This window comes from Staphylococcus sp. CoH_129_LAB_1 (assembly GCF_058191515.1).
In genome coordinates this window covers 1-23,124 of the sequence record NZ_JBXWKZ010000030.1, presented here as the reverse complement: position 1 = coordinate 23,124, position 23,124 = coordinate 1, and the positions used below count along the sequence as shown (strand labels likewise).

Below are 23,124 nucleotides of genomic sequence, written 5' to 3'. Positions count from 1 at the left end.
CTTTTTTTATGTTTATTGCCACAATTTGTTCATAGATTTATATTAATTTTAAGTCTTAAACATTCAATTCTGTTTCTATAAGTGATACTCTATTATTATGCTTAAATAGAAACGTTTACTAATAAAGGAGATTATTGAAATCTATGAAAAAGAGTATGATTATTAGTAGTTTTTTAACATTATTATTAATATTAAGTGCTTGTGCGCCTAATAATGATAATAATGATGACAATCATAATCAAAGTAACGGCGTTAATGCACCGAAACATGCTAAAAGCTTAACTGAAAATGATATTTTCACATCGAATACATCACATCAAAAACTTACTGAAGATGAAACGAACAAAGCAATCAAAAAATATCTAGATGTTAATAGCGACATTTTAGATAATAAATATATTATGCAAAGTCACATCGATCGTCAAAGTTCAGGGCAAACAAAAATCACTGATAAACAGGCTAAAAAACTTAGTGATTTATCTAATATTGCTGTTAAAAATGATTTACACTTTAAAAAATACGTCGAAAATAATACATTGCCAGACGGCTATAAAGATAATGTAAATCGTATTATTAAATACTTTCATGCCTTAAATAGTACAATTGCAAATGTTGATGAAAGTATCGAGCAACTAAATTACCAACCTCAAAATACAATTAACGTGGTAGATGTTCCTACTCATTATGCTGGAGACGTGAATGGGAAGCAACAAGATAAAATCAAAGCTTTCTTAAATAAGAAAGGTATCACAACAGACGTTTTTGATAAATAAAATAAGAAAAGGGACAGAATTCGTATTGAATATATTCTCTCACTCTGTTAACAATGATTTCCAATAAATAAAAAACTGAGACGATAAGTGATATACTCCCTTCAAAGTAGACATTAAAAAATGAAAACATTGAAGGGAGCTTTTTTATACCTTAATAAGATATGGTTTACAATTTTCAATTATTTTAGTTAACGCTTTTTCTTTATCTATATACCCAAAGTAAACCATAATACAGCGTATCACCACCTGATGTGCGATAATGACTATTGTTTTATCTTCTTGAAGTTGAATCATTTCAAAAAATTGCGTCACTCTAAGATAAACATCATTATAACTTTCCCCTTCAGGCGCGTTTTGAATAAAACTGTGTCGAAAATCTTTATAGTTTGAATCATGAAAGTAACGATGATATATACTATTCTTCATGAGTTTATCTTTAAATTGACCTTCAAAAATACCTAATGAACGTTCACGTAATAACGAGGTAAATGTAGTTGGAACATTATAAGGGAATATATATTGATATGTTTCTTTCGTTCTTGTTAAATCTGATACATACACGTTATCAACTGTTATATTATAAAAATACGTTTTTAAGTTTTTTGCACTTTCAATACCCTTTTCAGTTAAAGGAACATCTAACTGACCACAATAGTATGCTCGATTGTATTTATTATCGTAATTAGATTGCGATTCTCCATGTCGAACAAGATATAAATTCATGTTATATTTTATCTCCCTTTTCAACCTATTATACTAAATATTAAACGAATGAAAATGAATAAAGTTGACTAATAATACAAATTATATTTTTTAAATAATTTAAGATTTTATGATTGTCATTATTTATATTGCATGATACTATCAATATGTAGTTATTAAATAACTACAAGTCTTTTATATTCATGAACATAATACTCCTGGGTGACGCCTTAACCCGACGTCACCCTCTTTTTGTGAATTCAATATATAAAAAATGCCTAAGACATTTAATTATGTCTTAGGCTCTTTCTAAATAACTATTCTTATTTTTTGATTGCTTTTAAGATTAAAGAAACAATGAAAATAAGAATAATTGCACCGATTAATGCTGGGAAAATTGGTACTCCGCCCCATACAGGACCCCAAGTACCTAACAATCTACTACCAATGAATGAACCGATTAAACCAGCAATAATATTACCTAAGATACCACCAGGGATATCTTTACCCATAATCATGCCAGCAATCCAACCGATTAATCCACCAACTATTATCATAATAATAAAGCTCATAGTTAGATTACTCCTTATATTTTTTGTTTGCTCCTTATACTTACCACTTACTTAATATTTATAAACATACATATTTAAAAAAATTTATGTTTTATAACGAAATCAACTAAATAATATTCACATATTTTAATATCAATATTTATTCAATTAGTGCTGAAAAATGTATAACTAGTAAAAATATTACCTATTTTCACATAAAGAACTAACTGAAATTTTAAACAAAAGATTTGGCACACATTACGAGCCACATCAATTATATGAATAGGAAGATCATCAACATGAACCAAAGTTTAAAGATGCGATGATTCTTGCTGATTATTTCGATACATCTTATCAAGTTCTAGTTAAAAGTAAGTATAAAGAATATCAACAACAATTTGACAATCTAGAGATTCGATTATAAACAACTTTAAGGGAACAAGACTATTCATTTGAATACAGTGTCTTGTTCCCTTATTTTTATTCTTTAGTATCTGTACCTTCATTATTTTGTTGTGCTTGTTCATTGTTATCTGTTTGGGAAGTTGTGGGTTCTTCTTTATTTTGTGTAGAAGTATCTGTTGAGGTTAAATGGTTGTTCTCGGATTGATTAGACGACTCATCATCTATTTGAGTATCAGATTGCATATTATTTTGTTCTTCTTCATTAGAAGATACATTTTGTGCTTCATTATCACTCTTCATTTCACTATTTTGAACATTATTATTATTTCGTTGTCGATTACTTTGTTCTAATCTACTTTCATTCATTTGCTTTCTCTTAGCTTTTTCTTCATCTGTCATATTATTATAATTATCAACGATACTACCTGTATGTTTATCTACAATAGCTACATAAGGTGTTCCAGTACCATATGCATCACTTGCTGCATAGTCTATATAATACATATCATCAGTGCTTTTACTAGGATTATATTTAAATTCATTTCTTAAACGATTGCCATAGCCTTGATTTTTATACCAATCATAAACAACATCTTCAGCTTGATTAGGAGTAAGGTCATCGCTTGATGTGTCAACTGAGTCTGACTGAGCATCGCTAGATTGATTATCTTCATTCGAATTTTCCTCATCTTGGATAGCGCTTGGGTCATTTTGAGCTTGCGTATCATTATCTTGAGAAGATGATTGCTCTTCACCCGTATTATTATCAGTTGATGAATCATCTTCGGTATTGTTATTATTAATATTATCGTTATCGTTTTTGTCTTGTGTATCCGAGGAATCTACACTTGAAGTATTATCAATGGGCTCATCGTTAGTATTTGAGTCATTTGAATCATTCTTCTTCTTTGAATCGTTAGATGTTGTAGTATCATTATTATTTTTATTTTTTTCCTTATTTGTTTCAGAATTTTCTGATTCATCATTATTTCCACCAGGTAAATGAATGTTTAAATCACATGCTCCCAAAAGTAAAGTTGATACTGTAATACCTGCTAATAAATATTTTCCTCTCATTATCAAAACTCCTTATGTATTCTATTTAAATGATAACATTTTAAATTAAAATTATTAACGATATTACACAACATATTTTAAATTTATTACTTTTTGATAATCAAATTTTTATTTTACCGTTTTATTACTGAAATATAAAAATAACCCCGTAAGTCTTAAGCTTACGAGGTTTAACACTAATTATATATTAGTTTTCATCTTTAACATATGGTAATAAAGCCATATGACGAGCACGTTTAATAGCTGTAGTCAACATACGTTGATATTTAGCTGAAGTACCAGTTACACGACGTGGTAAAATTTTACCGCGTTCTGAGATAAAACGTTTTAATAATTCAGTGTCTTTATAGTCAATATGTGTAATACCATTTGCTGTGAAATAGCATACTTTTTTACGACGACGTCCGCCTCTTCTAGGTCCACCTGCCATGGTTAATTACCTCCTTTTATAATTTTAATCTCATTCTTTCATTAGAATGGTAAGTCATCATCACTAATATCAATTGGGCCATTTGCATTTGCAAATGGATTATCTGATTGATTATTATTTGATGCACGATTGTTATTATTATAAGATGTGTTTTGTCCTGATTGTGAACCACCAAATCCTTGGCCATAATCTTGAAAATCATTGTTTCCTTGATTACGTTGTCCACCTTGAGCATTTTTAGGTTCAAGGAATTGAACACTATCCGCTACAACTTCAGTAACAAATATACGACGACCTTCTTGATTTTCATAACTGCGCGATTGTATGCGACCATCAACGCCAGCTAGACTACCTTTTGACAGATAGTTATTTACGTTTTCTGCTTGTCTTCTAAATACAACAACATTAATAAAGTCAGCTTCGCGTTCCCCTTGAGCATTCGTGAAAGTACGGTTAACTGCTAGAGTAAATGTCGCTACACTTACGCCTGAGGGAGTACTTCTGTATTCTGGATCCTTAGTTAAACGACCTACTAATACAACTCGATTTATCATTTCAACGCCCCCATTTAATTATTACTTATCTTGGTCTTCACGGATAACGATATAACGGATAATATCGTCATTGATTTTAGCTAAACGTTGGAATTCGTCTGTAGCTCTATTATTATCTGTTTTAATGCGTACGATGAAGTAGAAACCTTCTTTGAAATCTTCAATTTCATAAGCAAGACGGCGTTTACCCCAGTCTTTTTCTTCTAAAACTTCTGATCCTTCTGAAGCTAAGATACCGTTAAAGCGTTCAACAACTGCTTTTTTAGCATCTTCTTCAATGTTAGGACGTACGACATACATAATTTCATATGTTCTCATTTTATAATTGCACCTCCTTGTGGTCTATGCGGCCTATCAAATTTTATTAATAGGCAAGGAATAATTTTCATTACTCACAATCAAAAATTATAGCATAGTTGATTACTTTTTACAATAAATAATCATCTAATTATTTTATTCCTATCGCTACATATTTTTGTGCTAATTCATAATAAAATCGAAAAAAATACCTTTCCAAAGCGGAAGAGAAGTTCTATAATGACTTCGAGGTGTAAAACATGCAATTAGATTTGGATTGGGATAAAGATTTTCAAGAATTTCAAGAAGTCTTAAATTGCGGTATCAATCCAGAATGGCTATATTGCGCAAAAGCCAATATGATTCTTGAGCCTGCTTATACTGGAGAAGGTAAACAGTTTTTTAGCACCAAAGATATTATTAAAGCAAGTAAAGTTATACCGTTTTTTTAAGATATAACCTATCTCTATACATCAAAAAAGCGTTACTTCTATAGCACAGAAGTAACGCTTTTTTCTTATACATTAAATCTAAAGTGAACAATGTCTCCATCTTGCATAATATAATCTTTACCTTCTAAACGTTGTTTACCCGCTTCTTTCGCGCCTTGTTCACCACCATGTTCAACATAGTCGTCATAACTTGTTACTTCAGCACGAATGAAACCACGTTCAAAGTCTGTATGAATGATACCTGCACACTGTGGTGCCGTCATGCCTTGTCTGAATGTCCAAGCACGTACTTCTTGAACACCCGCTGTAAAGTAAGTAGATAATCCTAATAATTCATATGTTGTTCTGATAAGACGATTTAGACCTGGTTCTTCAATACCTAAATCTTCTAAAAACATTTCTTTATCTTCATCATCAAGTGTCGCAATTTCTTCCTCGATTTTTGCACTAATGACAATAACTTCAGAATCTTCTTTAGATGCATAGTCACGAATTGTTTTTACTTTATCATTTTCGTCGTCACCAATTTCATCTTCACCAACATTTGCAATATATAACATTTTTTTAGATGTTAATAATTGAGCTTGATTCACATATTTTTGGTCTTCTTCATTGAAATCTAAACTACGAACTGGATTTCCTTCTTCTAAAGCTTCTTTTATTCTAGATAAAATGCGAAATTCCATTTCTGCTGTTTTATCTTTTTGACGTGCCATTTTTTCAATTCGAGGTAAACGTTTCTCTACTGATTCTAAATCAGCTAAAACAAGTTCCATATTAATTACTTCAATGTCATCTAATGGATTTACACGACCAGCAACGTGTGTCACATTTTCATCATCAAAAGCACGAACTACCTGGCAAATAGCATCTACTTCACGGATATGTGATAAAAATTTATTCCCTAAACCTTCACCCTTAGAGGCACCTTTAACGATACCTGCAATATCTGTAAATTCGAAAGTTGTAGGTATGGTTTTCTTAGGTTCTACCATTTCTGTTAATTTATTTAAACGTGTATCTGGTACTTCTACAATTCCAACATTCGGGTCGATAGTTGCGAAAGGATAGTTCGCAGCAAGCGCACCTGCTTTTGTAATTGCATTAAATAGAGTAGATTTACCGACATTAGGTAAACCTACGATACCTGCTGTTAAAGCCATGAATCATTCTCCTAACCTTCTGTATCTTGATGAGATACTAATATTTTTTTTATTTTTTTATCAAACACTTGTCGTGGAATCATAATACTTCTTTGACAATTTTCACATTTAATTCGTATATCTGCTCCCATACGAATAATTTTAAATCGATTTGTTCCACAAGCATGTTGTTTTTTCATTTCTACTATATCATTTATACCATATTTTGGTGTCACAACATTACCCCCAACATTCATTAAGCATCTTGTTTATCAGTATTTCTTACGTACATGGGCTGTGGCAGTTTAATACCTTCTTGAACAAACATTTTTTGAATTTCTTTACGTAAAATTCTAGAACCTGAAGCACCTTCTCCAGGAATGGTTTCAGCAGATATTCTTATAATCGCTTTTGTTTCATCTAATCCATCGATACCTAAAACTACTGGATCAGTCACAAATAAATAATATTTACTACGCATTGTTGTAAATAATTTATTTAATTTCTTTTCGACTTTATCAAGATTTTCATCAACTGAAACTGGAATTTCTACAATTGACATGCCATTAGTAATTGAGTAATTAGTAATTTCACCCATACTACCGTTTGGCAAAATGGTTAATTCACCAGTAATTGTATTGATACGAGTTGACCTCAAACCTATAGATTTCACGGTCCCTTCAGCAACTGTTGTACCACTACTATTAATTTTAACATAATCACCTACATCAAATTGATTTTCAAAAATAATGAAAAATCCTGTGATAATATCTTTAACAATAGTTTGAGCACCAAAACCAACAGCGATACCTACAACACCGGCACTGGCAATAATACCATTCACGCTAATGCCAAATTTACTTAATACGGTTGTGAGGACAATAAACCACACAATGTATCTGACTACATTTTTGATAAGCGATACGAGTGTTCTAGAACGCTTTTTATTTCCTCGACTACTTTTATTTTGGAATTTAAAAGCTTCTTCGATAGCTTTATTTACAATCCCAATAACAATTAACCCTACTAAAATATAAATAATAACCATAGTCAATTTAGTAGCTAGATTGGTATAGACTTCAGGCTCTGTTAATGGTTTAAACAATGATGTTAAGATATTTTTTAACTGATTCATTTAAGCGCCTCCTTATTCAATTACAATTAGATTTTTTTCAATTTATTCATTATACAAAAATTCATTCACAATTGTATCAGTCTAACGATTTATCATTATATTTCATTATTCATTAAGTTTATCTATAAGGCGTCTAAATTCTGCTTCAGATTTAAACTCAAACACAATTTTCCCAACATTTTTAGATACAGATATATCTATATTAGTTCCAAATTTTTCCTTAAGTGCACGTTCTTGTTTCTGTATAAATTTAGGTTTACTTGGAGTACTTAATTTCTCTTTTTTAGACTGCCCTCCGTCTTGAATTTCAGAAATAACTTTCTCTAAATGACGTACACTCCATCCTTCTTTGATTGCTTGTTTCCCTATACGTTTCATTGTATCTACGTCTTTTAATGCAAGTAAGGTACGGCCATGAGCACCTGACATGCGATTTTCTCTAACAAGTTTAGCAATTTCGGCTGGTAAATTTAGTAATCTTAGCATATTAGCAATGTAAGGCCGTGATTTTCCTAACCTTTCAGCAACTTTTTGTTGTGTCAGACCTAGATCATTCATTAATCGTTGATAACTTTCAGCTTCTTCAATTGCATTTAAATCTTCTCTTTGTAAATTTTCTATAATGGCTAATTCCATCATGTCAGAATCAGAAAGAGATTTTACAATTGCTGGAACTTCCTCTAACCCAGCTATTTTAGAAGCTCGAAAACGTCGTTCTCCTACAACGATATAATATCCATTGATCGTTTTTCTTAAAACAATAGGTTGAAGTATACCATGAGTTGTTATAGAATCTGCTAAATCTTGAAGTTTCTCCTCATCAAATGTTTTTCTAGGTTGATAGGGATTAACTTTAATACTTGCAATTTTAATATGTTGTACGTGTTCATCATTATTTAATTGAACACGTTGATCTTCAATGTTGTTCATGCATAGTCCTCCCTTGTCTTTAAAGTCATTACTTAATTTTAAAAAAAGCGTGTTATATCTACAAGTCTTATAAACTTTTTTAAGAAAAAAATTTACTAGATAGAAAGTATATATATCAATCATTCAGGCACTTTCTGAATTTATTATTTAATCATAATTTTCAGAAAAGTTGTTGACAAATGTAATTTATGCCTGTAAGCTATGAATTAACTTAAAAAAAACAAATTACACACGGTAATAAGGAAAGTAAAACTTACACTGCAGATACAGAGAGTCTTGTAAGCTGAGAAGAGACATTGAAAGAAAGTTTGAAAATGGCCTTTGAGTGTTGATGCCAATATGAGGTATCAACGGGTTCGCCCGTTATAGCGATACAGTATTAACATTTATTGTTTAATGGCGTACTGGAATCACCGGCGTCACTAAATTATCGTTAATACTCATTTATCTTCAAAAGTTAAATGAGTTTTTTATTACAGATATATCTGATCATTTACGATAATGTGTGCCACTTTTTCAAGTACTCCTAAAATATAATGGCGTACTGTTTGAGGTTACTTTAGCAATAAAGTAGTAAACAAAGGTGGTACCACGAAACAAGCTTTCGTCCTTTACATCCGATACATATCGGGTTTAAAGGACGGAAGCTTTTTTTATTTAGAAAATGATAGGAGGATTTGAAATGAAAGATACTCAATTAGCACAAATTTCATTAACAAAGGATTTGACTGGCGCAATTGCTAATCCAATTTACTTATCGACGGCATATCAACATCCTCACCTAGGTCAGTCTACAGGATATGATTACACACGAACGAAAAATCCAACCCGCTCTTCATTTGAAGAAGCATTTGCCAAATTAGAAGGTGGTACAGCTTCATTTGCAACTTCAAGTGGTATGGCAGCAGTTCAACTTATTTGTAACCTATTTAAACCTGGTGATGAAATTTTAGTAGCTTTTGATTTATATGGAGGAACATTTAGATTATTTGATTATTATGAACAACAATACGGTATTCACTTTAAATACGTTGATTTTTTAAATTATGAAGAAGTCGAAAAGAGTATAAATAAACATACAAAAGCACTCTTTATCGAACCAATCTCGAATCCTCAAATGATTCAAATTGATGTAGAACCATATTATGTTCTAAGTAAAAAACATCATCTATTAACCATTATTGATAACACGTTTTTAACTCCATACTTATCAACACCTTTGGAACAAGGTGCTGACATTGTTTTACACTCAGCTACAAAATATATAGGTGGTCATAACGATGTACTTGCAGGCGTAGTGACAGTTAAAGATGACACACTTGCTGAACAATTAGGACAATTTCACAATATGATTGGCGCCACATTGTCTCCACTTGATTGTTACTTACTCCAAAGAGGTTTGAAAACACTACATCTCAGAATAGAACGATCTCAAGACAATGCACGTCGTCTCGCAAAACGTTGTGAAACATCCGATTCTATTGATGAAGTACTCTATAGTGGAAAAACAGGTATGCTAAGTTTACGTCTTAATAAGGCTTATAGCGTAGCTAAATTTTTAGAAAATTTAGAAATTTGTATTTTTGCAGAAAGTTTAGGAGGAACTGAAACCTTTATTACTTTCCCATATACACAAACGCACGTCGACATGCCAGATGATGAAAAAGATAAACGAGGTATTGATGAACATTTAATTCGCTTATCCATTGGTATTGAAGACTATAAGGATATTGAAGCAGATATTATTCAAGCATTAGAAAATTCTAAAGTAGGAGTGATTTCATGAGCTTATCTAAAGAAACAGAAGTAATATTTGATGAACATAGAGGTGTAGATTACGATTCAGCAAACCCACCATTATATGATTCTTCAACCTTCCATCAAAAAGTACTTGGTGGTAATGCAAAATTTGATTATGCCAGAAGTGGCAATCCTAATCGTCAATTATTAGAAGAAAAGTTAGCTAAACTTGAAGGCGGTCAATATGGATTTGCTTTTGCTTCAGGTATTGCAGCAATATCAGCTGTATTACTCACATTACAGACTGATGATCATGTCATTTTACCAGATGATGTATATGGCGGAACATTTAGACTAACAGAACGTATTTTAAATCGTTTTAATATTAAATTTACGACAGTAAATGCTACTCATCCTGAAGAAATTGAACAGGCCATTCAGCCTAATACAAAATTAATTTATATAGAAACACCATCGAATCCATGCTTTAAAATCACTGATATTAAAGCAGTTGCCTATATCGCTAAAAAACATCATTTACTTTTAGCAGTAGATAATACATTTATGACTCCGTTAGGCCAATCGCCCCTTGCACTTGGCGCTGATATAGTTGTTCATTCAGCAACAAAATTCTTAGGTGGACATAGTGACATTATTGCTGGCGCTGCTATTACAAATCGTAAAGACGTCGCTGAAGCACTTTATCTACTCCAAAATGGTACAGGAACTGCCCTATCTGCACATGATAGTTGGACTTTAGCCAAACATTTAAAAACATTACCTGTTCGTTTTAGACAATCTACATCTAATGCTGAAAAACTTGTAGACTTTTTAAGTCAAAGAGATGAAGTTGCTAAAGTGTATTATCCAGGAAATAGTGACTTACATTTATCACAAGCTAAAAGTGGCGGCGCAGTCATTGGCTTTCGTCTAAAAGATGAAACAAAAGCTCAAGCATTTGTAGATACACTCACTTTACCACTTGTATCTGTCAGTTTAGGAGGGGTAGAAACTATCCTCTCACATCCAGCGACGATGTCTCACGCAGCTGTTCCAGAAGATGTAAGAAACGAACGTGGCATTACATTTGGTCTATTCCGTCTAAGCGTAGGTCTTGAACAACCTGAAGAACTCATAGCTGATATTGACTACGCATTGAAGGAGGCATTTAATGAGTCGATTATTGAACCATTTGAAGAACAACGTTTTAGTAGCTGATGGAGCAATGGGAACAATCCTCTATTCTGAGGGCTTAGATACATGTCCTGAAGCATACAATCTTACACATCCCAATAAAGTTGAACGTATCCATCGTTCATATATAGAAGCAGGAGCTGATGTCATTCAGACAAATACGTATGGCGCTAACTTTGAAAAGCTAAAAGTATTTGGCTTAGAACATAAAGTGAAAGAAATTCATAAAGCAGCTGTACAAATTGCAAAGCGAGCAGCAAATAAAGATACATTTATTCTTGGAACGGTAGGTGGCTTTAGGGGGATAAAACAAGAAGATTTATCAATTTCTACTATTCAATATCATACAGACAATCAAATTGATACTTTGATTGAAGAAGGTGTAGATGGTTTACTATTTGAAACCTACTATGATTTAGATGAACTAACTAGTGTAATTACAGCGACACGTCAAAAATACGATATTCCAATTATCGCGCAACTAACCGCTTCCAATACTAATTATCTAGTTGATGGTACAGAAATTAACGATGCGTTAAAACAACTCGTTGAATGTGGAGCAAATGTCGTGGGCTTAAATTGTCATCATGGTCCACATCATATGCAGCGTTCATTCTCACATATCGAACTACCAGAACATGCATATCTTTCATGTTATCCAAATGCGAGTCTACTTGATATTGAAAATAGTGAATTCAAATATAGCGACAATGCTAAATACTTTGGTGATGTTGCACAAGAGTTAATTAATGAAGGTGTTCGCTTAATTGGTGGTTGTTGTGGCACGACACCTGAACATATCTCTTACATTAAAGAATCAGTAAAAGATTTAAAACCAGTTAAAAATAAAAAAGTTATTCCAATTCATCGAACAATTAACGCAAACACAAAACATACTTTAAAACAAAATTTAACATCAAAAGTAAAACAAAGACCTACTGTAATTGTTGAATTAGATACACCAAAACATCTCGATACGGAGTTGTTCTTTGAAAATATAGGTAAGCTAGATGAAGCAAATATCGATGCAGTAACGCTCGCAGATAATTCTCTCGCTACTGTAAGAATCAGCAATATCGCTGCTGCAAGTTTAATAAAACAACGATATGATATCGAACCTCTTGTTCATATCACATGTCGAGATCGAAATTTAATTGGTTTACAATCACATCTGCTTGGACTTTCACTGATCGGTGTAAGTGAAATTTTAGCTATTACAGGAGACCCTTCAAAAGTAGGTCATTTACCAGGCGCAACGAATGTGTATGACGTTAACTCAAAAGGTCTTACAGAACTTGCATTACGATTTAATCAAGGTATTAACACTGACGGTGATGCGCTGAAGAAACATACTAACTTTAACATCGCCGGGGCGTTCGATCCAAATGTCCGTAAACTAGACGGGGCAGTTAAACGCCTTGAGAAAAAAGTAGCCGCGGGTATGAGTTACTTTATTACCCAACCTGTATATAGTAAAGAAAAAATCAAAGAGGTATATGAAGCAACTAAACATCTTGATACCCCTATTTTTATCGGTATCATGCCTATTGCAAGCTACAATAACGCACTTTTCTTACATAACGAAGTGCCTGGAATTAAAATGTCTGAGGACGTATTAAATCAATTTAAAGCAGTAAAAGATGATAAAGAGAAAACAAAAGAATTAAGTTTGAGACTTTCTAAAGAATTAATTGATACAGTACACGAATACTTTAATGGATTATACCTCATTACACCTTTCCAACGTATTGATTATTCATTAGAGCTCGCAGCATATTCTAAAGCAATTACCCAAAATAAGGAGGCAATATCATGACAACAATTAAAACTTCAAATTTAGGATTCCCAAGATTAGGTAGAAAAAGAGAATGGAAAAAAGCAATCGAAAGCTATTGGGCTAAAAAAATCGATAAAGTTGAATTAGATCAAACATTAACAGACTTACACAAAGAAAATTTATTACTTCAAAAGAATTATAACTTAGACAGTGTACCTGTTGGCGATTTCTCATTATATGATCATATTCTTGATACATCATTACTTTTCAACATTATTCCTGAACGTTTCCAAGGACGTACAGTAGATGATGATTTATTGTTTGATATTGCACGTGGTAATAAAGAACATGTTGCAAGTGCATTAATTAAATGGTTCAACACAAACTATCACTACATCGTTCCTGAATGGGACAACGTTGAACCTAAAGTAAATCATAATGTATTATTAGAACGTTTTAACTATGCTAAATCAATTAATGTAAATGCACATCCTGTCATTGTAGGCCCAATCACTTTTGTGAAACTTTCTAAAGGTGGTAGCCAATCTTTTGAAGAGAAAGTTCAAACATTACTTCCATTATATAAAGAAGTTCTACAATCATTAGTAGATGCAGGAGCTGAATATATTCAAGTAGATGAGCCTGTTCTTGTCACAGATGAAAGTGAAAATTATGAAAATATAACTAAAGAAGCATATGACTACTTTGCTGATGCTGATCTAGGAGAAAAATTAGTTATTCAAACTTATTTTGAACGTGTTAATGTAAAATTCTTAAGTAGTTTACCAGTTGCTGGTCTTGGTTTAGATTTTGTTCATGATCATGGTTACAACTTAGAACAAATTAAAGCAGGAGATTTCGATAAATCTAAAACATTATATGCAGGTATTATCGACGGACGTAATGTTTGGGCTGCAGATATTGAAGCGAAAAAAGAATTAATCGAAACATTACAACCTTATGCTAAAACAATTGTAATTCAACCATCATCTTCATTATTACATGTTCCAGTATCATTAGATGATGAAACATTAGATACATCAATCGAAGAAGGACTAAGCTTTGCTACTGAAAAATTAGATGAGTTAGATGCATTACGTCGATTATTTAATAATAACGACAGCAAAAAATATGACGAATTAAAAGCACGCTATGAACGATTCCAAAGTCAATCATTCAAAAATCTTGAATATGATTTTGATAGCGTACCAACAAGTCGTAAATCTGCTTTTAAAGACCGTAAAAAAGCACAAGACGCTCGTTTACACTTACCTGATTTACCAACAACAACAATCGGCTCATTCCCTCAAACAAGAGAAGTACGTAAATACCGTGCAGACTGGAAAAATAATCGAATTTCAGACGATGAGTATAACAACTTCTTAGAAAATGAAATCGCACGTTGGATTAAAATCCAAGAAGAGATTGGCTTAGATGTACTTGTACACGGTGAATTCGAACGTAATGATATGGTTGAATTCTTCGGTGAAAAACTTCAAGGTTTCTTAGTAACAAAATTTGGATGGGTTCAATCATATGGTTCACGTGCTGTAAAACCACCAGTTATTTATGGTGATGTAAAATGGACTGCACCTTTAACAGTTAAAGAAACTGTTTATGCACAAAGCTTAACTGATAAACCTGTGAAAGGTATGTTAACTGGCCCAGTCACTATTTTAAACTGGTCATTCGAACGTGTAGATGTTCCTCGTAAAGTAGTTCAAGATCAAATTGCCTTAGCTATCGACGAAGAAGTATTAGCACTTGAAGAAGCAGGTATTAAAGTGATTCAAGTAGATGAACCAGCATTACGTGAAGGTTTACCATTACGTTCTGAATACCATGAACAATATCTTGCTGATGCTGTAAATTCATTTAAACTTGCAACGTCTTCAGTCCAAGATGAAACACAAATTCATACACATATGTGTTATTCTCAATTTGGTCAAATCATTCATGCGATTCATGAATTAGATGCGGATGTTATTTCAATTGAAACATCACGTAGCCATGGTGATTTAATCAAAGATTTTGAAGATATTAACTATGATTTAGGTATTGGACTAGGCGTATATGATATTCATAGTCCACGTATTCCTACTGAAGAAGAAATTGCAACAGCAATTGATCGTTCTTTACAACAAATCGACCGTTCTTTATTCTGGGTTAACCCTGACTGTGGTCTAAAAACACGTAAAGAAGATGAAGTGAAAGATGCCTTAACAGTACTTGTAAATACTGTTCGTAAAAAACGTGAAGAAAAAAGTAACCCTGTCGCATAAGATATAGGTAAGCATGTGAGGGAGAAATTTAATTTTCTCCCTTTCTCATATTAGACTTTCGAGGTGAAATACATGACAAATTATCCATTATGGGACCAGTTGCAACAATTAAAGACAGCAGAATGGGTAGATCTAACCCATACTTTTGATCCAGACATTCCACGTTTCAGTGAATTTGAAAAAGGTCAAGTATCCACATTATTTACAGTCAAAGAACATGGCTTTTATGTACAGCGTTGGAATATCGTTACACAATACGGAACACATATTGACGCACCGATACATTTTGTAGAGAATAAACGTTATCTTGAGGATCTTGATTTAAAAGAATTAGTCTTACCACTTATCGTGTTAGATTATTCAAAAGAAGTGAAAGATAATGCTGACTTTGTTGTGACACGTCAACATTTAGAACAATGGGAAGCGGAGAATGGACGCATTGAAGAAGGTACATTTGTCGCTTTACGTACAGATTGGTCACAACGTTGGCCTGATATTGAACAATTCGAAAATAAAGACGCTGAGGGTAACCAACATTTACCAGGTTGGGGACTGGATGCTTTAAAATTCTTAATCGAAGAACGCGGCGTAAAGTCAATTGGTCATGAAACATTCGATACAGATGCATCAGTAGATACTGCTAAAAATGGCGATATTGTTGGAGAACGTTATATTCTTGGACAAGATACTTTCCAACTTGAACTCTTAACAAACCTAGACCAATTGCCTACGCGCGGTGCAATCATTTATGCGATTAGTCCCAAACCGAAAGATGCACCAGGTTTCCCCGTCCGTGCATTCGCTATCAAACCATCTTAAATATAAGTGATATGTTGATAATGAGCGATCAAATTTATCACTTTCCTATATAATATATAACATCCTGATACTAAAGCACTTAAACGAGTCTAAGTATCAGGATGTATTATTATTTATATCCATTTTCATATTCTTCTCTAAGCAGACTATACACATAACTATCTGAGAATTCCCCTTGTAAACGTTCATCGCTTCTCAATACGCCCTCTTGTGTGAATCCAAGTCTTATTGGTATAGCTCGGCTTTTCTTATTTTTGGTAGACATTTGTATTTCGATTCGATTAATATCATATTCTTCATATACATATTGAATAAGTGCTTTAGTGCATCTAGTCATGATGCCTTTCTTTTGGAAACCTTCAGCTAAGTAATAACCAATCGAGGTACGTTTATTAACTAAGTCTAAATAATGTAATCCAATAACACCAATCAGTTCTTTATCACTCCATATTCCACAATGAAATCCATTACCATCGATAAATTGTTGTAAAGCTGAATGGATAAAGTGTTTACTATCTTCCACCCTCTTTGTATGTTCGACAAAAGGTAAAAATTCCGCTAGATATTTGCGGTTACTATCTACTAATTTAAATAACTGCTCTGCTTCTCGTTCTTCTAATATCTTTATTTTAATATCTTTATCTATTTGATAACCAAAGATCATAACTATCCCACCCGCTTATATAATTATTAATGAACCAAAAAGAAAAAAACGCTACTAAAGAGGATATGGAAATCCATCTCCACGAGCAAATTGCTGTAACACTAAATGGATAAAGTGTTTACTATCTTCCATCTTCTTCGTATATTCAACGATTGGTAGAAATTCTGCTAAGTAGTCACGATTTGAATCCACGAGCGTAAATAATTGTTCCGCTTCTCGTTCCTCTAATATTTTCAGTTTAATATCTTTATATATTTGATAAATAAAAATATACAGTACTTTATTTCTTTTTTCAAAATATTCAATAAATTATACACATATTAATATGCTAAGTTTGCTAAAAAATATGAATTTATTAAATATTTGTAAAATTTTATATTGTTCTTTATTCGATATATGTTAATCTTTTATACATCTGTTTTATTAAATTTGAAAGGAGTTAAATACATGGAAAACAAATCTAAACAGTTTTCAAAAGTGTTTATTTTTGCTTCAGTTATTGTAGGGTTACTGGTAATTATTGGAGCTATCTTCCCTAATCAATTTGGTTCAATTTCTGGAGCAATCGGAAGTTTTATTACAGAAACATTCGGTTGGTACTATATGTTACTTATTAGTATTATTCTGATATTTTGTATCACACTTATTTTTCATCCAATTGGAAAGCTTAAATTAGGAAAACCTGATGATAAACCAGAATTTAATACTATTTCATGGCTAACAATGCTATTTAGTGCAGGTATGGGTATTGGACTTGTATTCTATGGATCTTCTGAGCCCATTTCACATTATCTATCGCCACCAACAGCGAGTAAAGAAACAGAAGCTGCTCTAGCTGAAGCTATGCGTTCAAGTTTCTTACATTATGGACTACATCCTTGGGCAGTTTACGGTGTTGTTGCATTGGCTCTTGCATATACACAGTTTAGAAAAAATGATTTAGGACTCGTTTCTCGTACATTACGTCCTATCCTCGGGAATAAAGTAGAAGGTCCATTAGGTACTGTTGTAGATGTTTTAGCCGTGTTTGCTACTATTATCGGGGTTGCAGTGTCACTTGGTGTTGGCGCCATGCAAATTAACGGTGGTTTAAATTATTTATTTGGAGTGCCAAACAATAAACTTATTCAAGGTGTTATTATTCTTATTGTTACAGTTTTATTCTTAATTAGTGCTTGGAGTGGCTTAAGCAAAGGTATTCAGTATTTAAGTAATTTAAATATGCTTTTAGCTGCGATGTTACTTATTATTATTATAATTGTAGGTCCTACAATTTTAATTATGAATATGTTCACTTCTTCAATTGGTGAATATCTAAATACACTTATTTTCAATAGTTTCGATGTTGCTCCACTTAATTCACAAAAACATGAATGGTTACAATCATGGACGATTTATTATTGGGGTTGGTGGATGAGTTGGTCACCATTTGTAGGTATCTTCATTGCACGTATTTCAAAAGGCCGTTCGATTCGTGAATTCGTTATAGCAGTATTAGGTGTACCTACAATCATTAGTATGCTATGGTTTACAGCCTTTGGTATTACTGGTATTGAAATTGGTAAGCAATCTAAACACATCTTTAGTATGCCACCTGAAACACAATTATTTGGTATTTTCAACGAAATGCCTATGGGTACAATTTTGTCATTTATCGCTATTATCTTAGTAGGCTCATTCTTTATTACATCCGCAGACTCAGCTACATTTGTATTAGGTATGCAAACGTCATTTGGTCGTTTAAATCCATCCGGTTTTGTTAAAATTGTCTGGGGCGTGATGTTATCAGCGATTGCCTATGTACTTTTATTATCTGGTGGATCTACAGGTCTAGATGCTCTGCAATCAGCTGCTATTATTTCAGCATTACCATTTAGTTTTGTTGTTATTTTAATGATGATTTCATTTTTCAAAGATGCCAATCAAGAACGGAAATTCTTAGGTTTAACCTTACAACCTGACCATCAACGTAAGAAAGAATATATTCAGTATCAATCTAAAAAAAAATAAAAAGAAAATGACACATATTATCTCAGAGATGAGTTTCTTAGTTTGTATGGTATAAATCGACAGTTCTTAATATAAAATAAAAAGTCACAACCAATTTGTCTAAATTCGTTGTGACTTTTATTTTAAAATGTACCTGGATTAAAGTTAGTTTTCCATTCATTAAATGGCCAATATCTCCATACGACTTTACCTACAAGTTGTTTTTTATCTACTAGACCCACAACATCAAATCGGCTATCTATACTATTTTGTCTATTATCTCCTAAGACTAAATATTTGTCTTTAGGAAGTTTCATTTCTCCATTTGAACCTTTAACTTGACTAGATTTAAATGAACCTGTTAAGTATTGACCTTCTTTATGTTTCTTATTGTAATCTAAATAAGGTTCAGACACTTTTTTATTATTTACATATAATTGGTCTCCCTTATATTCTACCGTATCTCCTGGTGTGCCAATCACACGTTTAATAAAATCACGTTTTGAATCTTCATGAAAGACAACCACATCCCCATTATCAATGTGATTCATAGATTTAGAAATTTTACTGACAATCACCTTATTACGATCTTGAAAGGTCGGATACATTGAAGATCCAGATACTGTATAGGACACTCCAATAAATTTTGTTACAACAAATACAATTAGTAATCCAGCCGCAATAGCTATAAACCACTCCATAATTTCTCTTTTCACATTTCATCCCGCCTATCATTTTTCTTTTTCCTAATACTCCTACTTTATCATACACACTTTTCAAACACGTTTCATTCTTCTTACGACTGATTTTTATTTGAATCTTTCACATTCGTAAGATACAAGGACTACTTTGTAAGGTTAGATAAAGGCACCGCTTCACTCACACTTTTAAAATAAGAAGTGTAATAGAGATAAGGAGTGATGAAATTGAAAATTCTATTAAGAACTATTTTAACTATCCTTGTACTGATTGGAGTGATTATAGGTGGTTTATTTGGATTAAATACCTATTCAAATCAACATCCTAACAATCAATCTGTAAATGATTGGAATAAATTAAATCCAGTTGCTCCTACGTATAACTATTATGTTGAAACTCAAAAACCATCTAAAGTAGAAAAAATTGATAAAGATTTTTACATCTATCATTACAACCAAACAGGTTATCAACAAGATGGAACATCTAAGAAAGTACACTATACAGCCACTAAAAAGTTAAAAGCACATCATTATCTTATTATCAAAGAAAAATCTCATACGGTTCTTTCTTATGAAGAAGTCAAAAAGTCTAACATTCCTAAAAAAGTTATGAACCAATTACAAAATTAAAGGAGTATTGCTTATGCCTATTTTAAATGTTAACCACTTATCTAAAGTTTATGGAAATAAACAGAAGTTTAAAGCGCTACATGATATTAACTTTTCAGTAGATAAAGGAGAGTTTGTAGCTATTATGGGACCTTCTGGCTCTGGTAAGACTACGCTCCTTAATGTCATTAGTTCAATTGATAGCATTTCTGGTGGCACTGTAGAAATTAGTGGAAATGAAATTAATCAGTTATCTGATAAAAAATTAGCACACTTTCGAAAAAAAGAACTAGGCTTTATTTTTCAAGATTATAGTGTTTTGCCTACCTTAACCGTTAAAGAAAATATTATGTTGCCATTATCTGTCCAAAAAATGAAAAAAGATGAAATGGAAAAAAACTATCAAGACGTCACAGAGACACTTGGTATTTATGATTTAAGTGATAAATACCCAAGTGACATTTCTGGAGGACAACAACAACGTACAGCTGCAGCACGTGCCTTTGTACATCAACCATCCATTATCTTTGCAGATGAACCCACAGGTGCACTTGATTCCAAAAGTGCACAAGATTTACTTCACCGCCTAGAAACGATGAACAAACAATTTAATAGTACAATTATTATGGTTACTCATGATCCGTCAGCCGCAAGTTTTGCAGAACGTGTCATTATGTTAAAAGATGGCGATATTTATTCAGAAATTCGTCAACAAAGTAAGACTAAATCTGAGTTTTATCAAGATATTATTCACCTACAATCAACTCTAGGTGGTGTGGCAAATGACGTTTAATCAGATTACGCTAAAGAACTTAACACATAACATCAAACACTATATGTTATACCTATGTTCATTAATTTTAAGTATTTTCTTATACTTTAGTTTTGTCACTTTGCAATATACTCATAGCATCAATAGTGGTTCTTCAAAAATAATTAATCAAGGTGCAAAAATTGGTTCAATCTTTTTATTCATTACAATTATCATTTTCTTAATGTATGCCAATCATCTATTTATTAAACGCCGTACGCATGAGTTTGCATTATTTGAACTCATTGGTTTAACACGTGGCAATATTCTTAGAATGCTCGCTATCGAACAAATTGCATTATTTATTAGTACAGGTATTCTTGGGGTATTGATAGGTATTTTTGGTTCAAAATTATTACTTTCAATACTGATAAAAATGATGCATTTACACATTCATGCATCTATAGGATTTGAAATGGCGGCTTTAATTCAAACGATTCTATTACTGATTTTAGCATTCATTTTAATTATGCTAGAAGATGCTATATTTTTAAAAAGAAGAACCATTCTTTCAATGATGAAAGACAGTATGAAGACTGAAGCAGTAAAAGCGAAAATCACTATACCAGAATATATTGCTGGTATTCTCGGAATCGTAATGATTAGTCTTGGTTATTATATCTCTACAGAAATGTTTGGAAAATTTCAAGAATTAACTTTATCTCTATTATCACCACTCATTATTTTATTTTTAACTGTAGTCGGTGCATATTTATTTTTCAGAAGTTCTGTTTCTATCATCTTTAAATCGTTAAAAAAATCAAAACGTGGTCGCGTATCCATTACAGATGTTATTTTTACTTCTTCAATTATGTATAGAATGAAGAAAAATGCGATGTCATTAACAATAATCACAGTCATTTCAGCAGTCACAGTAACTGTATTGTGTTTTGGAGCAATTAGTAAAGCAAATGCTAACTTTGCTATTCAATCATCGTCACCACAGGATATTAACTTTACAAAATCACAGACTGCACAACAATTTGAACATCAACTTAATCAGCACCATATTCCATATACTATACAGACGTATGAAAATGCGAACACAAAAATCATTCAAAACAATGTTCTTAAAAGTAAAACTGGTAATACAATACAAAATACAAGTATATCCATTATGGCAGATCAACATATAAAAGGAGATCACGCTACAATTACAAATTTACAAGGTCCTCTTTCAACAATGTTTGATGTTAAAACGAATAAAGACTTAAAAATAAAAGGCCAGCAAGTAAAAACGTTTCATGTAGATAAAAAAGACAATAATGAAGTGATTCCAACAGATACCTCAATGGGTGGTCCAGTACTGAAAATAAGTCCAGAAAACTATGATGCTTTGAAAACAAAATCCCAACTCACATATCATTACGGCTTTAATATTAAGCATCATAGTGATCTTTCAAAAGCTGAATCATTAGCTAAAAAAGTAAATTCAAACGTTACATTAAAAAGCAAAAATAAAAACGACATTAATGAAAGTAATGGCATTCTTATCTTCGTTACTTCATTCTTAGGTCTTGCCTTTTTAGTTGCAGCTGGCTGTATCATTTATATTAAACAAATGGACGAAACTGAAGATGAAATAAACAATTATCGTATTCTTCGTCGTATTGGCTTTACACACATGGATATGATAAAGGGACTAACCTTAAAGATTTCATTTAATTTCGGTCTGCCATTGATAGTTGCTTTGCTGCATGCTTTTTTTGCAGCAAATGCTTTTATGACATTAATGGGTAACTATACACTGATTCCAATCGTTATTGTAATGATTGTATATTCACTTGTATATCTTATATTTGCAGCCATTTCGTTCATTCATTCAGAGCGTATGATTAAAGACACAATTTAATAAACAAATTGAAAGGAAGTTGAAAAATGAATATTAAAGAAATTATTGAACAAGCATATTATGATTTATTAAGTTTAAAAGTAAATTGGTTTAATGGAATAATGCTATTACTAATTGTATCTGTGCTAAGCGGTATAGTTACGCCATTCATTGGAGTACCTATAGGCTTACTTGGTGGTGGCTATATTTTGAAAAGATACGAAGAAAAAAAACATTAGAATAAAAAGGAAGCTCAAAATGA

24 protein-coding genes and 2 pseudogenes are annotated in these 23,124 nt (G+C 32.2%); 13 read left to right on the top strand and 13 right to left on the bottom strand.

Annotated features, from left to right (window positions below; all coding sequences use genetic code 11):
* Positions 1-143: 143 nt before the first annotated feature.
* Complete coding sequence (locus AC2FB1_RS09050) at positions 144-773, top strand: NDxxF motif lipoprotein (protein WP_490674898.1); 630 nt, start codon at positions 144-146, stop codon at positions 771-773.
* A 144-nt stretch (positions 774-917) separates the two neighbouring features.
* Here the strand turns inward: AC2FB1_RS09050 and AC2FB1_RS09045 are convergent, their stop codons facing one another.
* On the bottom strand, positions 918-1,496 hold the full coding sequence (locus tag AC2FB1_RS09045) for a histidine phosphatase family protein (protein WP_490674897.1): 579 nt from the start codon (positions 1,494-1,496) through the stop codon (positions 918-920).
* 302 nt (positions 1,497-1,798) lie between these two features.
* Positions 1,799-2,047 (bottom strand): GlsB/YeaQ/YmgE family stress response membrane protein, encoded by a 249-nt coding sequence (locus AC2FB1_RS09040; protein WP_490674895.1) that lies wholly within the window; start codon positions 2,045-2,047, stop codon positions 1,799-1,801.
* Positions 2,048-2,258: 211 nt separating this feature from the next.
* On the opposite strand from AC2FB1_RS09040, the pseudogene AC2FB1_RS09035 reads away from it, so the two are divergent.
* Positions 2,259-2,450: pseudogene (locus AC2FB1_RS09035) on the top strand (XRE family transcriptional regulator).
* Positions 2,451-2,506: 56 nt separating this feature from the next.
* Here AC2FB1_RS09035 and AC2FB1_RS09030 read toward each other — a convergent pair.
* From AC2FB1_RS09030 to rpsF, 4 genes are all read right to left on the bottom strand, one after another.
* The gene (locus AC2FB1_RS09030; RefSeq protein WP_490674894.1) at positions 2,507-3,508 is read right to left on the bottom strand and encodes a hypothetical protein; all 1,002 of its coding nucleotides are present in this window, start codon (positions 3,506-3,508) and stop codon (positions 2,507-2,509) included.
* A 187-nt stretch (positions 3,509-3,695) separates the two neighbouring features.
* Positions 3,696-3,938 (bottom strand): 30S ribosomal protein S18, encoded by a 243-nt coding sequence (gene rpsR / locus AC2FB1_RS09025; protein WP_002447994.1) that lies wholly within the window; start codon positions 3,936-3,938, stop codon positions 3,696-3,698.
* A 41-nt stretch (positions 3,939-3,979) separates the two neighbouring features.
* On the bottom strand, positions 3,980-4,492 hold the full coding sequence (ssb, locus tag AC2FB1_RS09020; protein ID WP_064206912.1) for a single-stranded DNA-binding protein: 513 nt from the start codon (positions 4,490-4,492) through the stop codon (positions 3,980-3,982).
* A gap of 21 nt (positions 4,493-4,513) precedes the next feature.
* Positions 4,514-4,810 carry a 30S ribosomal protein S6 gene (gene rpsF, locus AC2FB1_RS09015; protein ID WP_002447961.1) on the bottom strand — a complete coding sequence of 99 codons (297 nt, stop codon included), beginning with the start codon at positions 4,808-4,810 and terminating at the stop codon, positions 4,514-4,516.
* A 239-nt stretch (positions 4,811-5,049) separates the two neighbouring features.
* Here rpsF and AC2FB1_RS09010 point away from each other — a divergent pair, with 239 nt between their 5' ends.
* Positions 5,050-5,241, top strand: coding sequence for a hypothetical protein (locus AC2FB1_RS09010; protein WP_490674892.1), 192 nt, complete (start codon positions 5,050-5,052; stop codon positions 5,239-5,241).
* A 65-nt stretch (positions 5,242-5,306) separates the two neighbouring features.
* Here the strand turns inward: AC2FB1_RS09010 and ychF are convergent, their stop codons facing one another.
* The 4 genes from ychF to AC2FB1_RS08990 all read right to left on the bottom strand — a co-directional run bounded on the left by ychF (position 5,307) and on the right by AC2FB1_RS08990 (position 8,448).
* On the bottom strand, positions 5,307-6,404 hold the full coding sequence (ychF, locus tag AC2FB1_RS09005) for a redox-regulated ATPase YchF (protein WP_490674890.1): 1,098 nt from the start codon (positions 6,402-6,404) through the stop codon (positions 5,307-5,309).
* Positions 6,405-6,415: 11 nt separating this feature from the next.
* The gene (locus AC2FB1_RS09000) at positions 6,416-6,619 is read right to left on the bottom strand and encodes a DUF951 domain-containing protein (RefSeq protein ID WP_490674888.1); all 204 of its coding nucleotides are present in this window, start codon (positions 6,617-6,619) and stop codon (positions 6,416-6,418) included.
* Positions 6,620-6,639: 20 nt separating this feature from the next.
* A complete protein-coding gene (locus AC2FB1_RS08995; RefSeq protein WP_490674887.1) occupies positions 6,640-7,518 on the bottom strand; it encodes a mechanosensitive ion channel family protein in 879 nt (292 codons plus the stop codon).
* 105 nt (positions 7,519-7,623) lie between these two features.
* Complete coding sequence (locus tag AC2FB1_RS08990; protein WP_490674885.1) at positions 7,624-8,448, bottom strand: ParB/RepB/Spo0J family partition protein; 825 nt, start codon at positions 8,446-8,448, stop codon at positions 7,624-7,626.
* 682 nt (positions 8,449-9,130) lie between these two features.
* Here AC2FB1_RS08990 and AC2FB1_RS08985 point away from each other — a divergent pair.
* From AC2FB1_RS08985 to AC2FB1_RS08965, 5 genes are all read left to right on the top strand, one after another.
* Positions 9,131-10,234, top strand: coding sequence for a PLP-dependent transferase (locus AC2FB1_RS08985; protein WP_490674884.1), 1,104 nt, complete (start codon positions 9,131-9,133; stop codon positions 10,232-10,234).
* Positions 10,231-11,406, top strand: a complete 1,176-nt coding sequence (gene metC, locus AC2FB1_RS08980) for a cystathionine beta-lyase MetC (RefSeq protein WP_490674883.1) — start codon at positions 10,231-10,233, stop codon at positions 11,404-11,406. Before AC2FB1_RS08985 ends, metC begins: the two co-directional genes overlap by 4 nt.
* Entirely contained in the window at positions 11,360-13,198 is a 1,839-nt protein-coding gene (locus tag AC2FB1_RS08975) for a bifunctional homocysteine S-methyltransferase/methylenetetrahydrofolate reductase (RefSeq protein WP_490674882.1), read from the top strand. The genes metC and AC2FB1_RS08975 overlap by 47 nt, the downstream gene beginning before the upstream one ends.
* Positions 13,195-15,441, top strand: coding sequence for a 5-methyltetrahydropteroyltriglutamate--homocysteine S-methyltransferase (gene metE, locus AC2FB1_RS08970; RefSeq protein ID WP_490674881.1), 2,247 nt, complete (start codon positions 13,195-13,197; stop codon positions 15,439-15,441). The genes AC2FB1_RS08975 and metE overlap by 4 nt, the downstream gene beginning before the upstream one ends.
* A gap of 72 nt (positions 15,442-15,513) precedes the next feature.
* Positions 15,514-16,260, top strand: coding sequence for a cyclase family protein (locus AC2FB1_RS08965; protein ID WP_490674879.1), 747 nt, complete (start codon positions 15,514-15,516; stop codon positions 16,258-16,260).
* A 109-nt stretch (positions 16,261-16,369) separates the two neighbouring features.
* On the opposite strand, the gene AC2FB1_RS08960 is transcribed toward AC2FB1_RS08965, so the two are convergent.
* Positions 16,370-16,921 (bottom strand): GNAT family N-acetyltransferase, encoded by a 552-nt coding sequence (locus AC2FB1_RS08960; RefSeq protein ID WP_490674904.1) that lies wholly within the window; start codon positions 16,919-16,921, stop codon positions 16,370-16,372.
* A gap of 72 nt (positions 16,922-16,993) precedes the next feature.
* Positions 16,994-17,194 (bottom strand): annotated as a pseudogene (locus AC2FB1_RS08955) (GNAT family N-acetyltransferase); the annotation flags it as partial.
* A gap of 177 nt (positions 17,195-17,371) precedes the next feature.
* Here AC2FB1_RS08955 and AC2FB1_RS08950 point away from each other — a divergent pair.
* Entirely contained in the window at positions 17,372-18,934 is a 1,563-nt protein-coding gene (locus tag AC2FB1_RS08950; RefSeq protein WP_490674878.1) for a BCCT family transporter, read from the top strand.
* 122 nt (positions 18,935-19,056) lie between these two features.
* Here AC2FB1_RS08950 and lepB read toward each other — a convergent pair whose 3' ends face one another.
* Positions 19,057-19,629: a signal peptidase I gene (gene lepB, locus AC2FB1_RS08945; protein ID WP_490674877.1), complete on the bottom strand. Its 573-nt coding sequence runs from the start codon at positions 19,627-19,629 to the stop codon at positions 19,057-19,059.
* 204 nt (positions 19,630-19,833) lie between these two features.
* Here lepB and AC2FB1_RS08940 point away from each other — a divergent pair, with 204 nt between their 5' ends.
* The 4 genes from AC2FB1_RS08940 to AC2FB1_RS08925 are packed head-to-tail and all read left to right on the top strand — an operon-like array spanning position 19,834 to position 23,101.
* Positions 19,834-20,241, top strand: coding sequence for a YxeA family protein (locus AC2FB1_RS08940; RefSeq protein WP_490674876.1), 408 nt, complete (start codon positions 19,834-19,836; stop codon positions 20,239-20,241).
* 13 nt (positions 20,242-20,254) lie between these two features.
* Positions 20,255-21,013 (top strand): ABC transporter ATP-binding protein, encoded by a 759-nt coding sequence (locus AC2FB1_RS08935; protein ID WP_490674875.1) that lies wholly within the window; start codon positions 20,255-20,257, stop codon positions 21,011-21,013.
* Positions 21,003-22,883 (top strand): FtsX-like permease family protein, encoded by a 1,881-nt coding sequence (locus AC2FB1_RS08930; RefSeq protein WP_490674874.1) that lies wholly within the window; start codon positions 21,003-21,005, stop codon positions 22,881-22,883. Before AC2FB1_RS08935 ends, AC2FB1_RS08930 begins: the two co-directional genes overlap by 11 nt.
* Positions 22,884-22,909: 26 nt before the next feature.
* On the top strand, positions 22,910-23,101 hold the full coding sequence (locus tag AC2FB1_RS08925) for a VraH family peptide resistance protein (RefSeq protein ID WP_490674872.1): 192 nt from the start codon (positions 22,910-22,912) through the stop codon (positions 23,099-23,101).
* The last annotated feature ends 23 nt before the right edge of the window (positions 23,102-23,124 follow it).

What these genes read in the sequence shown, in the direction of transcription:
- AC2FB1_RS08950 (WP_490674878.1), top strand. Translation starts at nt 17,372, where the DNA reads ATGGAAAACAAATCTAAACAGTTTTCAAAAGTGTTTATTTTTGCTTCA.
- AC2FB1_RS08930 (WP_490674874.1), top strand. Translation starts at nt 21,003, where the DNA reads ATGACGTTTAATCAGATTACGCTAAAGAACTTAACACATAACATCAAA.
- AC2FB1_RS09050 (WP_490674898.1), top strand. Translation starts at nt 144, where the DNA reads ATGAAAAAGAGTATGATTATTAGTAGTTTTTTAACATTATTATTAATA.
- AC2FB1_RS08985 (WP_490674884.1), top strand. Translation starts at nt 9,131, where the DNA reads ATGAAAGATACTCAATTAGCACAAATTTCATTAACAAAGGATTTGACT.
- AC2FB1_RS08925 (WP_490674872.1), top strand. Translation starts at nt 22,910, where the DNA reads ATGAATATTAAAGAAATTATTGAACAAGCATATTATGATTTATTAAGT.
- AC2FB1_RS08990 (WP_490674885.1), bottom strand. Translation starts at nt 8,448, where the DNA reads ATGAACAACATTGAAGATCAACGTGTTCAATTAAATAATGATGAACAC.
- AC2FB1_RS08995 (WP_490674887.1), bottom strand. Translation starts at nt 7,518, where the DNA reads ATGAATCAGTTAAAAAATATCTTAACATCATTGTTTAAACCATTAACA.
- AC2FB1_RS09045 (WP_490674897.1), bottom strand. Translation starts at nt 1,496, where the DNA reads ATGAATTTATATCTTGTTCGACATGGAGAATCGCAATCTAATTACGAT.
- rpsF (WP_002447961.1), bottom strand. Translation starts at nt 4,810, where the DNA reads ATGAGAACATATGAAATTATGTATGTCGTACGTCCTAACATTGAAGAA.
- ychF (WP_490674890.1), bottom strand. Translation starts at nt 6,404, where the DNA reads ATGGCTTTAACAGCAGGTATCGTAGGTTTACCTAATGTCGGTAAATCT.
- AC2FB1_RS09030 (WP_490674894.1), bottom strand. Translation starts at nt 3,508, where the DNA reads ATGAGAGGAAAATATTTATTAGCAGGTATTACAGTATCAACTTTACTT.
- AC2FB1_RS08935 (WP_490674875.1), top strand. Translation starts at nt 20,255, where the DNA reads ATGCCTATTTTAAATGTTAACCACTTATCTAAAGTTTATGGAAATAAA.
- AC2FB1_RS08975 (WP_490674882.1), top strand. Translation starts at nt 11,360, where the DNA reads ATGAGTCGATTATTGAACCATTTGAAGAACAACGTTTTAGTAGCTGAT.
- AC2FB1_RS09040 (WP_490674895.1), bottom strand. Translation starts at nt 2,047, where the DNA reads ATGAGCTTTATTATTATGATAATAGTTGGTGGATTAATCGGTTGGATT.
- AC2FB1_RS08965 (WP_490674879.1), top strand. Translation starts at nt 15,514, where the DNA reads ATGACAAATTATCCATTATGGGACCAGTTGCAACAATTAAAGACAGCA.
- metE (WP_490674881.1), top strand. Translation starts at nt 13,195, where the DNA reads ATGACAACAATTAAAACTTCAAATTTAGGATTCCCAAGATTAGGTAGA.
- ssb (WP_064206912.1), bottom strand. Translation starts at nt 4,492, where the DNA reads ATGATAAATCGAGTTGTATTAGTAGGTCGTTTAACTAAGGATCCAGAA.
- metC (WP_490674883.1), top strand. Translation starts at nt 10,231, where the DNA reads ATGAGCTTATCTAAAGAAACAGAAGTAATATTTGATGAACATAGAGGT.
- AC2FB1_RS08940 (WP_490674876.1), top strand. Translation starts at nt 19,834, where the DNA reads ATGAAATTGAAAATTCTATTAAGAACTATTTTAACTATCCTTGTACTG.
- rpsR (WP_002447994.1), bottom strand. Translation starts at nt 3,938, where the DNA reads ATGGCAGGTGGACCTAGAAGAGGCGGACGTCGTCGTAAAAAAGTATGC.
- AC2FB1_RS09010 (WP_490674892.1), top strand. Translation starts at nt 5,050, where the DNA reads ATGCAATTAGATTTGGATTGGGATAAAGATTTTCAAGAATTTCAAGAA.